The 15467-nt window shown below is 69.1% G+C and carries 14 protein-coding genes and 1 pseudogene; 6 read left to right on the top strand and 9 right to left on the bottom strand.

Annotated features, from left to right (window positions below):
• Nucleotides 1-33: 33 nt before the first annotated feature.
• The gene (locus AC0VYN_RS01580) at nt 34-966 is read left to right on the top strand and encodes a PDDEXK family nuclease (RefSeq protein ID WP_475534465.1); all 933 of its coding nucleotides are present in this window, start codon (nt 34-36) and stop codon (nt 964-966) included.
• Nucleotides 902-2221: an N-6 DNA methylase gene (locus AC0VYN_RS01585; protein WP_475534466.1), complete on the top strand. Its 1320-nt coding sequence runs from the start codon at nt 902-904 to the stop codon at nt 2219-2221. The genes AC0VYN_RS01580 and AC0VYN_RS01585 overlap by 65 nt, the downstream gene beginning before the upstream one ends.
• Nucleotides 2222-2238: 17 nt before the next feature.
• Here the strand turns inward: AC0VYN_RS01585 and AC0VYN_RS01590 are convergent.
• A pseudogene (locus tag AC0VYN_RS01590) lies at nt 2239-3431 on the bottom strand (IS3 family transposase).
• A gap of 175 nt (nt 3432-3606) precedes the next feature.
• Between AC0VYN_RS01590 and AC0VYN_RS01595 the strand changes: the two are divergent.
• A complete protein-coding gene (locus tag AC0VYN_RS01595; protein ID WP_475534467.1) occupies nt 3607-4431 on the top strand; it encodes a hypothetical protein in 825 nt (274 codons plus the stop codon).
• A gap of 143 nt (nt 4432-4574) precedes the next feature.
• Here the strand turns inward: AC0VYN_RS01595 and AC0VYN_RS01600 are convergent, their stop codons facing one another.
• The 5 genes from AC0VYN_RS01600 to AC0VYN_RS01620 form a co-directional block, all read right to left on the bottom strand.
• Nucleotides 4575-5015, bottom strand: a complete 441-nt coding sequence (locus tag AC0VYN_RS01600) for a DUF5615 family PIN-like protein (protein WP_475534468.1) — start codon at nt 5013-5015, stop codon at nt 4575-4577.
• The gene (locus tag AC0VYN_RS01605) at nt 5015-5650 is read right to left on the bottom strand and encodes a DUF433 domain-containing protein (RefSeq protein ID WP_475534469.1); all 636 of its coding nucleotides are present in this window, start codon (nt 5648-5650) and stop codon (nt 5015-5017) included. Before AC0VYN_RS01605 ends, AC0VYN_RS01600 begins: the two co-directional genes overlap by 1 nt.
• Before the next feature lie 556 nt (nt 5651-6206).
• Nucleotides 6207-7616, bottom strand: coding sequence for a hypothetical protein (locus tag AC0VYN_RS01610; RefSeq protein WP_475534470.1), 1410 nt, complete (start codon nt 7614-7616; stop codon nt 6207-6209).
• A 341-nt stretch (nt 7617-7957) separates the two neighbouring features.
• Nucleotides 7958-9652 carry a bifunctional 3'-5' exonuclease/DNA polymerase gene (locus AC0VYN_RS01615; RefSeq protein WP_475534471.1) on the bottom strand — a complete coding sequence of 565 codons (1695 nt, stop codon included), beginning with the start codon at nt 9650-9652 and terminating at the stop codon, nt 7958-7960.
• A 142-nt stretch (nt 9653-9794) separates the two neighbouring features.
• Nucleotides 9795-10559, bottom strand: coding sequence for a Clp protease N-terminal domain-containing protein (locus tag AC0VYN_RS01620; RefSeq protein ID WP_475534472.1), 765 nt, complete (start codon nt 10557-10559; stop codon nt 9795-9797).
• A 72-nt stretch (nt 10560-10631) separates the two neighbouring features.
• Between AC0VYN_RS01620 and AC0VYN_RS01625 the strand changes: the two genes are divergently transcribed.
• Nucleotides 10632-11774, top strand: coding sequence for a DUF2786 domain-containing protein (locus AC0VYN_RS01625; protein ID WP_475534473.1), 1143 nt, complete (start codon nt 10632-10634; stop codon nt 11772-11774).
• Between the two features lie 57 nt (nt 11775-11831).
• On the opposite strand, the gene AC0VYN_RS01630 is transcribed toward AC0VYN_RS01625, so the two are convergent.
• Together AC0VYN_RS01630 and AC0VYN_RS01635 are read right to left on the bottom strand one after the other, a co-directional pair.
• A complete protein-coding gene (locus AC0VYN_RS01630; protein ID WP_475534474.1) occupies nt 11832-12356 on the bottom strand; it encodes a DUF4232 domain-containing protein in 525 nt (174 codons plus the stop codon).
• Nucleotides 12357-12382: 26 nt separating this feature from the next.
• The gene (locus tag AC0VYN_RS01635; protein WP_475534475.1) at nt 12383-12982 is read right to left on the bottom strand and encodes a hypothetical protein; all 600 of its coding nucleotides are present in this window, start codon (nt 12980-12982) and stop codon (nt 12383-12385) included.
• A gap of 414 nt (nt 12983-13396) precedes the next feature.
• Here AC0VYN_RS01635 and AC0VYN_RS01640 point away from each other — a divergent pair, with 414 nt between their 5' ends.
• Nucleotides 13397-13666 (top strand): DUF397 domain-containing protein, encoded by a 270-nt coding sequence (locus AC0VYN_RS01640; RefSeq protein ID WP_475534476.1) that lies wholly within the window; start codon nt 13397-13399, stop codon nt 13664-13666.
• A gap of 68 nt (nt 13667-13734) precedes the next feature.
• Here AC0VYN_RS01640 and AC0VYN_RS01645 read toward each other — a convergent pair whose 3' ends face one another.
• The gene (locus AC0VYN_RS01645; RefSeq protein ID WP_385458856.1) at nt 13735-14214 is read right to left on the bottom strand and encodes an ATP-binding protein; all 480 of its coding nucleotides are present in this window, start codon (nt 14212-14214) and stop codon (nt 13735-13737) included.
• 377 nt (nt 14215-14591) lie between these two features.
• Here AC0VYN_RS01645 and AC0VYN_RS01650 point away from each other — a divergent pair, with 377 nt between their 5' ends.
• A complete protein-coding gene (locus AC0VYN_RS01650; RefSeq protein WP_385458930.1) occupies nt 14592-15416 on the top strand; it encodes a helix-turn-helix domain-containing protein in 825 nt (274 codons plus the stop codon).
• Nucleotides 15417-15467: the final 51 nt, after the last annotated feature.

The following is a 15467-nucleotide window of genomic DNA, read 5'->3' on the forward strand; positions in this document are numbered from 1 at the left end:
CCTATACACCTTGATGCTCTTGGAGCTCTCGCTGTGACGCTCTCCGTCCCTCCTTCTTCGCCTACCGCGCTTGAAGCCGTGTTCAAGCGGGTCATCGAGCGCAAGGCTGTCCGCGCCGAGGCGACACTGCAGGCTGACATCCGTCAGTTCCTGCTGGACGCGGACCTCAACCTCGGCGAGCACGATCTCCTGGATCCCGTGCTGGAAGCGCAGGTGGGAGACGGCACCGGACATCGCATCGACATCGAGATGGGCGCGACTGTCGTCGAGGTCAAGAAGGACATCAGCCGCCCGAAGCTCCGCAAGGACGCGGTCGGGCAACTGACGAAGTACGTCCGGGCCCGGACAGAGCAGCGAGAGCGGCGGCACGTCGGCATCCTCACCGACGGCGCCGACTGGCGGGCCTACACGCTGGTCAACAACGAGCTGAACGAGGTCAATCACTTCGATGCGCGGGAGCGCAACATCAAGTCGCTGGACCTGGTCCGGTGGCTCGAAGGCGTCCTGGCGACTTCGGAGGGCGCGGCCCCCACGCCGGATGCCATCGCAACCCGCCTTGGAGCAGACAGCGTCGCCCACTCCATCGACAAGACGGTCCTCGCCGCGTTGTACGCGGAGAACAAGAGTCTGCCGACCGTCCAACTGAAGCGCGACCTGTGGTCGCGGCTGCTGCGCAGTGCCCTCGGTGCCCAGTTCGAGGACAGCGACGATCTGTTCATCGAGCACACGCTTCTCGTGAACACCGCCTCGATCATCGCCCACGCGGTGATGGGCATCGACGTCAAGGACACCCCGCCCGCCTCGCTGGTCAACGGCCAGCTGTTCGCACAGGCGCGGATCTCGGGTGTGGTCGAATCGGACTTCTTCGGCTGGCCGCTGGAGGTCGAGGGCGGCGAAGGCTTTGTCCAAGATCTTTCTCGTCGCCTCGCTGGCTTCGACTGGTCGAGGGTCGAGGGTCGAGCATGACGTACTGAAGGTCCTGTACGAGTCGGTAATCGCCGCAGAGACCCGTAAGAAACAAGGTGAGTACTACACACCGGACTGGCTGGCGGAAGCGACGGTGACCGAGGCAGTCTCCGATCCTCTGAACCAGCGGATCATGGACCCGTCGTGTGGATCCGGCACTTTCCTCTTCCACGGCGTCCGCCGCTATCTGGCGGCCGCACGGGACAACGGGCTGCCCTTGCGAGAGGCGCTGGACGGGCTCCACGATCATGTTGCTGGCATCGATCTCCACCCAGTCGCCGTGGCGCTGGCCCGTGTCACGTACCTGCTCGCCATCGGCCGCGAGACGCTCACGTCCGAAGAGCGCGGCCCGATAAGTGTCCCCGTCTACCTGGGGGACAGCCTCCAGTGGGACCAACGAACCGACCTCATCGATCACGGCCACCTCGTCATCAAGACCGGCACTGGCAACCAGCTCTTCACCAACGAACTTCGCTTCTCCGAAGATCTGCTGCACGACGCCAGCCGATTCGACGCGATCGTCAACGAGCTCGCCGACAAGGCTGCCGACCCACACCGCGCTCAGGGCAAGCTGCCCTCCCTGGCTGCCCTCTTCAACCGGCACGGAGTCGCCAGCGCGGACGACCGGGAAGAACTGACAGACAACTTCCGTGTCCTGTGCGATCTCGTCGATGAGGGTCGCAACCACATCTGGGCTTACTACGTTCGAAACCTGGCCCGTCCCATGTGGCTGTCCCGCGCAGAGAACCGCGTTGACGTCCTCGTGGGCAACCCACCCTGGCTGTCCTACCGACACATGCCGAGCGATATGCAGGTGACCTTCAAGGAGATGATGCAGGCCCGCGGCCTTTGGAAGGGTTTTGAGGTCGCCACTCACCAGGACCTGTCTGGCCTGTTCATCGCTCGCGCTGTCCAGCAGTACCTACGCGAGGGCGGTTCCTTCGCCTTCGTCGTCCCCAACCCCGTGCTGGATCGCCCCTACTGGACCGGCTTCCGCAGCGGCGAATGGACCGACCCCGACCACCCCGTCAAGGTCAATTTCACCGGGTCCTGGGACCTGCGTCGGCTGCGACCGCACTTCTTCCCTCGCGCTGCTGCCGTCATCTTTGGCCGGCGCCGCTCGCTCGCCATCGGTCAGCAGGGCAACAGCGCCGTCCCGCTGCCCAGGCAGACCGAGATCTGGACAGGGAAGATTGCCAAGAGTGCGGCCCATTGGGAACGCGCAAAGGGGTGTGAGCTGCCCCGAGTTTCGTAGAGTCCGGTGATCGTGTTTCAGGCGGACTGGGGGGTGGCTTCCTGTTGTCGCCACCAGTCACGTTCGTACTCGGCGGGTGGTACGTAGTCGAGGGCGGAGTGGAGCCGTTCCTCGTTGTACCAGGTGACCCACTGGAAGATCGCACGCTCGACCTGGTCGACGTCCCGCCAAGGGCCTTGCATCTCTATCAGCTCAGCCTTGAAGGTGCCGTTCAGCGCCTCGGCCATCGCGTTGTCGTAGCTGTCCGCGACCGAGCCGACCGACGCTGAAGCCCCGATCTCGGACAGCCTCTCGGTATACCGGATTGATACGTATTGCGACCCGCGGTCGCTGTGATGAATGAGGCCGGAGTCCTTCTTGATCCGGCGTCTCCACAACGCCATCTCCAGTGCGTCCAGAGGCAGTTCGGTCCGCATGTGGTTCGCGACCTGCCAGCCGACAATCATCCGCGAGTACACGTCCAGGACGAACGCCACGTACGCCCAGCCGGACCAGGTGCGCACATACGTCATGTCCGCCACCCACAGCTGATCCGGGCGCGAGGCCGTGAAGTCGCGGTCGACCAGGTCCGGGGGCCTGGGTGCCGACGGCTCAGGCACGGTGGTCCGCCGCCGCTGACCGCGGATGACGCCCTCCATGCCCAGCTCAGCCATCAGCCGCTCGACGGTGCAGCGGGCCACCTGCACACCCTTGCGCCTGAGCGCGCGGGTGATCCGGCGGACACCATAGGTGCCGCCGGACTCGGCATGGACCTGTTCGATCAGCGGGATGAGCTGCTCGTCGCGCAGCCGGCGGGCCGACTTCGGCCGCTTCTTGCGCGCGTAGTACGCCGACTCCGAAAGCCCCAGCACCCGGCAGGCGAACCCGACCCCGAGGCCCTTGTCCCTGAGGTGCTCGATCACCTGGTCGGCCTCGTCCGGGGACGGTCGAGTTCCGCCGCAAAAAACGCGCTCGCGGCTTTGAGGATCTCGTTCGTCCGCCTCAACTCCGCTACTTCTTTGCGGAGTTGCTTCAGTTCCTCGTGCTCGGCGGTGGTCAGCCGGTCGTCGCGTTCGCCGGCGTCCGCCTCGGCCTGGCGGACCCAGCCGCGCAGGGCCTCCTTGTGGATGCCCAGGTCCTTCGCGACATGAGCGATCGGACGGCCCGTGGTGCGGACCTCGCGCACGGCCCGCTCGCGGAGCTCGTCCGGATATTTGCGTGGTGCTGGCACTGCTCGTGGTTCTCCTTCGGGCCAGGATCATAAGCCTGGCTTCAGGGACTCCACGAATCCGGGGTCAGCTCAGTGGATCACTCGGAAGGAGGGTGAGCTGCGTTACCCCAAGGAGGGGCTGATCAGCTCGCCCTACAGGGACCGATTCTTGAACGGAGCAACAATCTTCCCGAAGGTGTTCTTCTTCGTGCAGGAGCAGGCGGCAAGCCCTCTCGGCCTGGGCGGCGGCCGCATCTCGGTCCGCTCACAGCGCAGCACACTGGAGAAGAAGCCTTGGAAAGATCTCCCTGGCCTAGAAGGATCGGTCGAGAAGGAGTTCGTCCGGCCTGTTTTGCTCGGTGAACACGTTGTCCCCTACCGGATCTTGGGCGCGGACAAGGCCGTCCTGCCGGTTGAAGGGACAAACACCCTCATGGACGGCGAAAATGATCACATCGACCGTTACCCAGACCTGGCCAAGTGGTGGCGTAACGCAGAACGACTCTGGGATGACAACCGCTCCAGCGGACGTCTTTCATTGGCAGAGAGGCTCAACTTCCGCAGGGGGCTGACCGATCAACTTCCTGGTGCACCTCTGCGAGTGGTCTATGGAGCTTCCGGCATGTACGTCACTGCGGCGCTGGTGGACGACCCGAACGCGGTCATCGAGCACAAGTTGTACTGGGGAACCGTCGCCACCCGGCAGGAGGGCATGTACTTGCTGGCGATGCTCAACTCGCCCTACACCACCGAAGCCGTTCGCCCTCTTATGTCCTATGGTAAAGACGAGCGCGACATCGACAAGGCCGTGTGGGAGCTGCCCATCCCGGACTTCGATCCGACCGATGCCAAGCACGTACGAATCGCTGAACTCGGAGAGGCTGAGCATCAGCGGATCGCAGAGCTGAAGTTCGAGGACGGCAAGAGCTACATCCAGATCCGTCGCACCTTGCGCGACTTCCTTCTCAGCTCCCCCGACGCCGAGGAACTGGATCAACTGGTCACTGAACTACTCGGCTGAGAATCTCAGGCCCTTCGTTCCTTCGTCTCTTCTCCGCCTTGAGTGCGCAGAAGAGACGAAGGAACCACCCGTCTGGCCCCGAGCCAGGTAATTCCCATGACTGCCCCACGCGTCGCGCATGCGGCGGGAGGCGTCACACTCGTCTAATGTGGCCAGTAGGACGGCGGTGAAACGGACGGGTCCACACGCTCGAAGCGGTGCTTGCTCGCCGGGTTCAACCCTTTGATGTGAATCAGCTGCTGTGTGTGTGCTTCGTTGAGCTCGTCGACGATCAAGGGCATGGCTGCTACCACCGCGCCTAGAGACAGGCCCAGACCGGCCATGCCCTTGTGCGCCTGGCTGAAGCGGATGTGATGCATTCCCGACTTCTTGATTGCCTCTGTCTCTGACGGGTCTTCCAGCTGGCGGGCGTCCCTCGTCAGGAAGGCGTCGAAACCCTTTCTCGCAGCATCGGGGAGAAGCGCGAGATCCTTCTTGCCCGCCCATTTGATCTCGCTGACGTGCTTGACCTCATGTCCGGGCAGGATTCGTCTGAGTATCTCTAGCACCTGCACGGGGACGTTCTCGTCGATGAGGATCCGCATCAGGCAGCGCGCGCTCCCGTGCTGTAGCTGTCCACGTAGAGCGCGAAGGAAGCAGCGTCGCGTGCTGCTTCAGCGGTGACACCGGGGTAATAGTCGGCGATCTCCTCCGGCGGGATACCGTCCTCGATCAGCTCCGCGACGGTGTCGAAGGGGGTTCTCGTGCCCGTGATCACGGGCTGTCCCCCCTGGGTTTGAGGGTCGACAGTGACGTGCTGCTTCGGTTGGAGCAGGTGGGGGACGACGACGCCGGCTCTGGGAGCGAACTCCTGGAGAATGTCGGCCATGGTGGCGATTACCCGTTGGCCAGGGCGTTTGACCAGATCAGTGCCGTGGTCATCGTGGCCTGCGAGGACGATCGAGTCGCCCTCGGTCACCAGGGAGTAAGTGGACAGATGCTCGACCTCCCCGATCTTTTTCAGGGTGGCCAGGGCTACGCGAATCTTTTGGAGTGACACATCCTGGCGCAGGTGGGCGAACGCGCGCAGCGCGAGTACGTCGCGGAAGGAGTACAGGGCCGGCCTGGCTGCCAGCTCGGGCCGAAGGATCGGCCCGTTGCCACGGTCCTGCCTCCACGTGCGCAGTTGTCCGACCGTCGCTCCCGAGAGGGCGGCAGCCATGCGGGTCGAGTACGCCATCTCTGCCTCCCATCCTGGTCGCGTGCTGTGGGCTCACATCATCCCAGTTCCCAGATCAGGAACGCTACAGAACGACGAGAGCCTAGATGTTTCAGATCCTCTGCGGCGAAGCGGTGAAACGTCCAGCATGTGTGAGCGGACTGGGTGATACGAGGGAGGACCCGGCGTCACGGCGATCATGGCCGCAAGCATCTGATCAGCGAAAACACAATTCGGTGACACCGCGCAGCATCACCCGGGATGCCCTTGCGGGCCCTCGCCATCCCGCCGAGCAGCCGGAAGACCACTCGGCAACCTGGACCGCGGCCCGATAGAGCCGACCCAGACCAACCGCGCTCCCAGGCCGTGACCCTAGGTCATCGCCCAGGAGATCATGGAGGACCTCCAGGCTGCCCTAGCCGAGGCGCTGGGTGGCGAGGTTCAGCCGGACGTTGCTGCCGAGGAAGTCATCGCGGAGCGTATGGCCGGGGAGTTTCCGCCGGTGCCGCTCTCGCTCCAGGTGAGGGGCCGGCAGCCAGCTCGGGGCGGGCGCCTTGCGTGGGATTCCCGTTCCTTCTCAGCGGGCTCCCCAGCCGCGGTGCGCTTCGGGGCCGTGAGGACTCCAGCCGTTCAGGTGCGGTGCCAGCTCCTCGGGCTTCGGTTCGCGAGGGGTGGGCATGGCGGGTAGGCGGGTCAACGGGTCGAGGCTCTGAACGTATCGGCGTGCCCAGGTCACCCACTCGTGTGCCGAGGCCACCGTCGCCTCGCTCTCCCCTGCCGCCTCTTCCAGCCGGCGCTCCAAGGCGTTGCAGTACGCGCTCAGACTTGCAGCTTCCTGCCACTGGCTGGCTTGCGCACGGAGCACCTCGGCATATTGCTCCTGGGCGGCCAACTCCTTGGCCTTCTCCATGGCCGCCCGCCAGCGAACCTCGCGCTCGGCCTTGGCCCGTTCCTCGTCCGCCTTACGCTGCGCGTCCTCTACGGCGCGGGTCTCGATCTCTCGGAGAACGGCTCCCAGGATGTCCTCCAGCACCCAGCGCTTGCGATCGGCCCAGCGACACTGCCGGCTGGATCGGCTGTAGCCGAGTTCGATCACGAGGCTCTTCGAGCGCTCTGGGTCGGTGGACTGGGGAAACTCCTGATCGATCGTGACGGTGTAAGTGAAGCCGTTCACGGCCAAGTCCATTTCGCCCTCGCGGAGGGAGTAGCTGGACGGGTAGTGACGCCCGTTGTACGTGTAGGCATGGCTGCGCTGGCGGGAGGGGACTTCATGCCCCTTCACCTTGTGCCCTCGACGTACTGCCTCGGCGGCGAGGCCCTGGAGCAGCAGCAACGATCGGCGACGCAGCGGGGCGGGCATGACGAGTCGGCCCTCGTCGTCTCTCAGTGCGGCCACGACTGGATGCGGAGAGTGCAACTGCGTGGGTACATGGACGGGCGGCGCCTCATCCGGCCTCTGCCTCAGTGAGTTGGGGTGCGGACCCTCGGCCAGAGAGATCTGCAGGTCGCGATTCCACATGCGGAGGCTCTCGATGCGTTTGCCCTCAGGGACGAGGCTGTGGCGCTTCGCGTAGTCGATCACGCGTCGCCACTCCGTCACCGTCGCGTCGTCGGGCTCAGTGATGGTGACCCGCCTGTCCGTAACAAGTCGCTCGATGAGTTCCTTCGCTTTGGTCCGACGGGCGAGTGCGACTGGCCTGTCGGCGTAGGACGCGGAGCGGGCGCCGCCTGCCGCCTTCCTCTCGGCAATCTTCTTTTCCCCTACGTGCGCGGGGTCGTCCGGGTGGAAACCGTGCTGGATATAGAAGGTGCCTGCCTCGGTGACCTGGGCATCTACCTCGCCCCCGCTGCGCTTGATCGTCACCAGCCCGCGGTCGCGCAGCGCGTAGGCGGTGCGGGACTCACCGGATTCCCAGGGCTCCTTGCCGCTCGCGAGCCGGCCGAGCAGGGCGAGCTGTCGTTCGTTCAGGGGAGACCAGCGATGCATGGCAACAGCTCACCCCGGTGCCGGGCCTGGTGCAATGACTCGTACGGGTGGTCGCTTCTGGCAGCACCGGCGACCTGCGAGTTTGCGGTCGTTGGACGGCCTGCTTGCGTGAGCGCTGCGTGAGCGGACTGGGCGGCACTAGGGTGGATCCAGCGTCATGGTGATCACGGCCATACGTCTCTGACCTGGGGAAACGGGACTCTGTGGCATCGCCCGGCATCAGCCGGGATGATCTTGCAGGCCCTCGTAATGCGTAGGTCTCGGGTTCGAATCCCGAAGGCGGCTCAGACGAAGGCCAGGTCACTTCACGTGACCTGGCCTTCAGTTGTCGCCGCCCGGGTTCACTTGGCGTCCGCGTAGCACTCCACCACCGCCGTCGTGAACGGGAACCGTACCGGTGTCCGGCCGAAGGTGAGGTGTCCTGCCAGGTCGGCCGCCTCGCGGATCGCCGCGACGACGGTGTCGGCCTCCTCCCGTGGACAGTGCACGATCACCTCGTCGTGCTGGAAGAAGACCAGCTCGGCCGACAGGTCCGCACAGGCCCGGCGCAGCGCGGCGAGCATCAGCAGGGCCCAGTCGGCGGCGCTGCCCTGGACGACGAAGTTGCGGGCGAAGCGCCCGCGCGCGCGGGCGTTGGTGGAGGCGTAGCCCGGCACCCACTCCTGGGGGCCGGGGGCGTCGGACGGCGTGTCCTGGGGGATGCCCGCCTCCTCGGCGGGGTCGTCGCCGGCCGTCCCGGCCGCCGGCGGGCAGGTGCGCCCCAGCCAGGTCCGCACGAGCCGGCCCTCCTCGCCGGCGCGGGCCGCGTCGTCGACGTACGCCACCGCCCGGGGGAAGCGGCGTCTGAGCGCGGCGAGGTTCTTCAGGCCGTCGCCGGAGGTCTGGCCGTACACCGCGCCGAGCACGGCGAGCTTGGCCTGGGCGCGGTCGCCGGAGAAGGCCCGGTCGGACACCGACTGGTAGAGGTCGGTCTCCCGGCCGGCCACCTCCATCAGGCCGGGGTCGCGGGAGATCGCGGCGAGGACGCGCGGCTCCATCTGGTCGGCGTCGGCGACGACGAGTCGCCAGCCCGGGTCGGCCACGGCGGCCCGCCGGATCACCTTGGGGATCTGCAGCGCGCCCCCGCCGTTGGTCACCCAGCGCCCGGTGACCGTGCCGCCGGCGAGGAACTCGGGGCGGAAGCGTCCGTCGCGCACCCAGTCCTGGAGCCAGGACCAGCCGTGCGCGACCCAGATCCGGTACAGCTTCTTGTAGGCGAGCAGGGGCTCCACGGCCGGGTGGTCGACCGTCTCCAGCTCCCAGCGGCGGGTGGAGCCGACCTTGACGCCGGCCCGGGCGAACGCCTTGACGACGTCGGCGGGCAGGTCGGGCCGCACCCGGTGCCCGAACGCGGCGGACACCTCCTCGGCCAGCTCGGCCAGCCGGCGCGGCTCGCCTCTGCCCGCGTACCGCTCGCCGAGCAGGTCGTGGAGCACCTCGCGGTGCACGTCGGCCCGCCAGGGCAGTCCGGCGCGGTTCATCTCGGCGGCGACCAGCATCCCCGCCGACTCGGCCGCCGTCAGCAGCCGCAGCCGGTCGGGGTGCGCGGACCGGTCGTGGCGGCGCTGCTGCTCGGCGTAGACGGCGAGGAGGTCGTCCAGGGGCAGGTGCACGCCCTGCGGTTCGAACAGTGAGGACTGCGCGCCCGGCTCCGCCGACCGCTGGGGCGGGTCGGGCGGCACGGGGCCGCCGCGCAGGCGGGCGAGGGCGGCGGCGGCCGAGTGCGGCTGCCCGTACCGCCCCTCGTGGCCGAGCAGGAGCGTTTCGGCGGCCTCGATGTCGTAGCACCGCTCCACTCGCACCCCCGCCGCGAGCAGACGCGGACTGACCTCCGCGGTGGACCGCCACACCCACCGGGTGACGTCCGGCCGGCGGCGGACGGCCTCGGCGAGGTCGGGCTCCCGCCGCACCGGGCCGGCGGGCAGGCCGTCGGGACCGAGGGGGGCGACGTCCACGCCACCGTCCTCGGTCGCGGCGAGCGCCCACCGGTCGGCCATGCCGCGAGTGTGACAGGAGGGTCCGACAACGGCCCGCCGACGGCGGCACCGCGTCTCGGTACGCCGGCGGGCTGGGACGCCTTCGCACCGTCCCCCGCGGACGCCCGCCGGTCCCGGGGGCTCGCCCCGGAGCCCCCTCGCCTCAGTCGTCCTGGGCCCCGGGCGTCTCCTGACCCGGCTCCTCGGACGTCTCCAGGAACTGGGCCAGCGTCTCGGTGACGTACCGCTCGACCGCCTCCTTGCCGATGCCGAGGCCGCTCAGCACGCCCTCGCCGTTCTCGTGCTCCAGCAGGGCGAGCAGGATGTGCTCGGTGCCGACGTAGTTGTGGCCGAGGCGCAGGGCCTCGCGGAAGGTCAGTTCCAGGACCTTCTTGGCCGCCGGCCCGTAGGGCACCAGCTCCGGGACCGCCTCGGCGGCCGGGGGGAGCGCCGCCGTCGCCGCCTCGCGGACCGCGTCGAGGGGGACACCCTGCTGGGCGATCGCCTTGGCGGCGAGGCCCTCGCGCTCGGTGAGCACGCCGAGGAGCAGGTGCTCGGGCAGGCCCTCGGTGGCGCCCGCGGCCACCGACTCGTTGTGCGCGGCCATCACCGCGTTGCGGGCGCGGGGCGTGTAGCGGCTGAAGCCCTGGCTCGCGTCGAGGTCGGCCGACTCCTTGGGCACGAATCGCTTCTGCGCCGCCTGCCGGGTGACGCCCATGCGCCGGCCGATGTCGGTCCAGGACGCGCCCGACCGCCGGGCCTGGTCCACGAAGTGGCCGATGAGGTGGTCGGCCACCTCGCCGAGGTGCTCACCGGCGATGACGGCGTCCTGGAGCTGTTCGAGCGGCTCCGCGTGCGCCTTCTTGATGGCGTTGATGAGTTCGTCGAGACGTACGGATGACGTGATGCTGCTCGGATTCGTCGTCATGTGTCAACCGTAGGTTGCGCCCCGAGGGCTGTCAACCGATGGTTGACAGTCGCGCCGTGGCACCATCACCGGGTGAGCACGTCCAGCACCGTCGACCGCGCCTTCGGGACCGCCCTGTACGACACCGCCGACACCGCCCTCGACACCGCGGCCTCGCTGCTCGCGGCCGACCCGGCGGCCGACGCCGAACTGACGCGGCGGGGCGAGGAGTTCGTGGCCACGGCCTGGCGGCGCGGCTGGCAGCCCGCCGACGTCGTACGGATCGTGCGGCGCGAGCTGGACGACGCGCACGCGGCGCTGGTGGCGGAGCTGATCCGGGGCCGGGCGGCCCACGACCGCCCGCGCGGTCCCCGCTGGGCCGCGCAGCTCGAGGACCTGCCGGACCGGCCTGCGCCGCACCGCACCGACCGCTTCTCGCACGCCACCGCCGTACTGGAGCTCTACCGCCTGCTGCTGCGCCTGCCCGTGCTGGAGCCGCTGGAGGCCCGGCAGGCGGGGCCGTCCCGCGACGAGCCCCGGCCGGAGTCCCGCGCGCTCGCCCGCATCCGCGCACTGCTCGCCAAGGCCGAGGCGACCGGCTACCCGCAGGAGGCGGAGGCGCTCAGCGCCAAGGCGCAGGAACTGATGGCCCGGCACAGCGTCGACGAGGCGCTGCTGTCGGCCCACGCGCCCTCGCCCGACGCGCCGGGCGCCTGCCGCATCGGGGTCGAGCGGCCCTACGAGCAGGCCAAGGCGGTACTGCTGGACGCGGTGGCCGACGCCAATCACTGCCGGGCCGTGTGGAACGAGGCGCTCGGTTTCTCCACCGTGGTCGGCTTCGAGACCGACCTGGAGGCGGTCGAGCTCCTTTACACCTCTCTGCTGGTGCAGGCCGAGACGGCGATGACGAAGGCGGAGGCCGCCCAGCGCGCCGGCGGACGCAAGCGGACCAAGACCTTCCGTCAGTCCTTCCTCGCGGCCTACGCCCACCGCGCCGGCACCCGTCTGCGGGCCGTCGCCGAACGGGCGGCCACCGAGTCCGGGGCGGCGGACGCCGACCTGCTCCCCGTTCTCGCCTCCCGCGAGGTCGCGGTCACCGACCGCCTGGAGCGCATGTTCCCGGAGACGACCACGGCCAGGCTGCGGGGGGCCGACGACGCGGCGGGCTGGACGGAGGGCACCCGCGCGGCCGACCGGGCCCGGGTCGGCCACCGGCGCCCGCTGCCCGGGCAGTAGACCGGGCGCCCCCGCGCTCAGCTCCGGCGGTCAGTCCCCCGCGCTCAGCTCCGGCGGTCAGTCCCCGGCGCGCTGGAAGGCGCTCACCGCGGCGTCCGGTGCCCCGCCCTTCGTCGCCACTTCCCCGAACGACCAGGGGATGCGGTGGGTGGCGGCGTCGCCGGGCAGGGCGAACTCCGCCGACCGGACGGCGAGGCCGTCGGCGCCGCCCCGTACGTAGGTCAGGGTGAAGCCGGCCGTGCCGTCCGCGGCGAGGGTCAGCCGCTGCGCGGTCGCCGCCTCGTCCGCGGGGACCTTCGCGGGGGAGCCGCCGGTGGTGAGGGTGACGGCGGGGAAGCCGTCGAGCGTGCACGCCGGGCCGTGGTTGGCGAGGTTCACGGAGACGGTGCCCGTGTCCCCGGCGGCCGGGGCGGGACTGGGCGCGATCTCCACGCCCAGCTCCCCGATGCGGCAGGCGGCGGGGCCGCGGTCGTCCGTGCCGCTCTTTCCGGCGTCGCTGCCGCCGCCCCCGTCGCAGGCGGCGAGGAGGAGCGCCGCGGTGACGGCGGCCGTGACGGCGAGGGCGGACTGGGTGGTGCGCATGGGCGTGGTTCCTTCGTAGGTGCGGTTCAGGACCCCGGACCGGCGGTCGGCAGTCCGGGCGGCACGGTGCCGCCCTCGGACTTGGTGTACGTCTCCTCGCCCAGGGCGCCCTGCCACTTCACCTTCAGCGACGTGCCGTCGACCGACTCGACCGTCCCGTTCGCGCGGTCGGTGCTGCCGTCGGTGCACTTCAGGCGGATGGCGCGGGTGCCGGACTGCTCGGCCGCGGTGCCGCTGCACACGGACCCGCCCGTGGCGAAGAGGGCGGCCTTGTCGCCGGTGACCACCAGGGCGACGGCGTGGCCGTCGGTGGTCGCCAGCCAGCTTCCCTCCAGCTCGCCGGCCGCGGCGGACGGCGAGCCGCCGTCGGTACCGCCCGTGCCGGCGCTCGCCGAGGTGCTGGGCGCGGCCGAGGACGTGCCCTTGCCGGAATCGTCGTCGGCGTCGCCGCCGTCGCTGCACGCGGTGAGTGCCAGCGCGCCCACCAGGACGGCGGCCGCGGCAGCCGCCCGGACGGACCGCCGGGCGCCACCGGGGCCGGCCGCGCGGGCAGCCGCCCGCGCCGTGCCCGCGGTGCTCGTCGCGTTCGCCGTACTCGCCGTGCTCTCCGCAGTCACCAGTGTCACCGCAAGCTCCAAGCTGTAGCCGGACGGCCGGGTGGGCCCCACGTCAGCCGCAAGCTACCAGGGCGCCGCGGCAACTCCCCGCAGAAGCCCGGCGTGTGCATGGTCACGCGGGTCGACCTGGGACGGGCCGACGGCGCCCGTCCCTTCCGCACCGGGGCCCGGTCCGGTGGGCGGCCCGCCGTGTTGTTGCATGTTCTCCGAATTCGGGGGAAGGCGCGGGAACGACTCCCACGGAGCGGGCGTCAAAGAGAGCAAGGGCTTTCAGCGAGGCGGTCGTCGACGTTGTAACCGGAGGAACACCGCGCGTGCACGTGCATTTGCTCATGCATCGGCACGTGAACAGAGTTATGATCCGGATCAGTTGACCGCTGCATCAATGGCCATACCAGCCAGTGCACCACCGGGGAGCGACCTGTGGACCACGACGTGTACGACGTTGACGACGCGTCCGGCGTGTACAACGGCATGGCGGCCACGCAGCTGCACGACGTGGCCTGGCAGAAGAGCCGGCACAGCAATTCACAGGGGTCCTGCGTGGAGTTCGCGCGACTGCCCGGCGGCGGAGTCGCCATGCGCAACTCCCGCTTCCCCGAGGGCCCCGCGCTCGTCTACACGCGCGCGGAGATAGAGGCCATGCTGCTGGGGGTCAAGGACGGGGAGTTCGACCACCTGATCGCGATCTGAAGGCGCGCCCCGACCGCCGCTCGACGCGCCGCCCTCGCCCGACCGCGCGGCACGAGCGCCGCGGGCGGTCAGCCGGCGGGCTGCCGGAGCCGGAACAGCGCCCAGACGACCTTGCCCCCCAGCGTGCCGGCGAGCGGGTGCCAGCCCCAGCTGTCGCTGAAGGAGTCGACGAGGAACAGACCGCGGCCCGACTCCGCCGAGAAGTCGTCGGTGTCCCGGGCGACCGGGCTGTCGTGGCTGGGGTCGCGCACCGCGCACACCAGCCGCTCAGGCCAGCGCATCAGGTGCAGCCGTACGGGACCGTTCTGGTCGGCCAGGCGCGGGGCGTCGGCCGGCAGGGCGTGCCGCAGGGCGTTGGTGACGAGCTCGGACACGACGAGGCAGGCGTCGTCGAAACGGTCGCCCATCTCCCAGCCGTCGAGCGTTCTCCGGGTGAACCGCCGGGCCTCGCGCACCGCCTCGTAACGGGGCGGCAGGGCGCACGACGCGGCATTGGAGACGGCCGCGGGGTCGAGTGGCGGAAGGCCCTGCCGTAACGGCTCGAGCATGGTCGATCCATTCGTCCCCATGCGAGGCACTCCCGGGAGTTCGCGGTCGTAGCGATGCGGCGCGGTGGTGCGGGACCATGGTTTCGGATGCGTACCGTGGATGCAAGGGCAGATGCACGTGCACGTGACCGAAATGGACCTGCCCGTACCGCTTGTTATGCAATTTTTCCGTCGTATTCGCGCCGTCTTCATCCCGCATCACTAACGGAAGCTGTCAACTCCCCGCCCGATCGCGCGCGTTCTCCTTGGCTCGATTCCGTTTCCGTAACCGGGCGAGTACTGCTCGGAGTGTTTTAGTGGCAGACTTCGGCCCCTGAAGACGGTTGGGGAGGCTGGCGAACGTGAGCGCGGGAGAGCCCGGATCGGTGGTGCGGCGCATGCTGCTCGGATCACAACTCAGGCGACTGCGTGAGACGCGGGGGATCACGCGCGAGGCGGCGGGCTACTCGATCCGCGCCTCGGAATCGAAGATCAGCCGGATGGAGCTGGGCCGGGTGAGCTTCAAGACGAGGGACGTCGAGGACCTGCTGACGCTGTACGGCATCACGGACGAGCAGGAGCGCGCCTCCCTGCTCTCCCTTGCCAGGGAGGCCAATGTCGCGGGCTGGTGGCACAGTTACTCCGACGTGCTGCCCAGTTGGTTCCCCACCTACGTGGGCCTCGAGGGCGCGGCGTCGCTGATCCGCGTGTACGAGGTGCAGTTCGTCCACGGCCTCCTCCAGACCGAGGAGTACGCCCACGCGGTCGTCCGGCGCGGCATGAAGGGCGCGAGCGAGGCGGACGTCGAGCGGCGGGTGGCGCTGCGCCTCGAGCGGCAGAAGCACCTCGTCGCCGAGAACGCCCCCGAGTTCCACATCGTGCTGGACGAGGCCGCGCTGCGCCGTCCGTACGGCGGGCGTGAAGTGATGCGCGGACAGCTCCAGCACCTGATCGACATGTCGGAACGCCCCAATGTGCGGCTTCAGGTCATGCCGTTCGGCTTCGGCGGGCACTCCGGCGAAAGTGGCGCGTTCACGCTCCTCAGCTTCCCCGAGTCCGACCTCTCGGACGTCGTGTACCTGGAGCAGCTCACCAGCGCCCTGTACCTGGACAAGCGCGAGGACGTCACCCAGTACGAGACGGCGCTCAAGGAGCTCCAGCAGGACAGCCCGGGGCCGGACGAGAGCCGGGACCTGCTTCGGGGCCTTCTCCAACTCTCCTGAAACGTAAGTACGATGACGCCCAGTCAGGCGACTCGCTCGCGGCAGCTAGGG

Source organism: Streptomyces sp. 63XJN7_1_ISO-PGPR-S23-121, assembly GCF_056173025.1.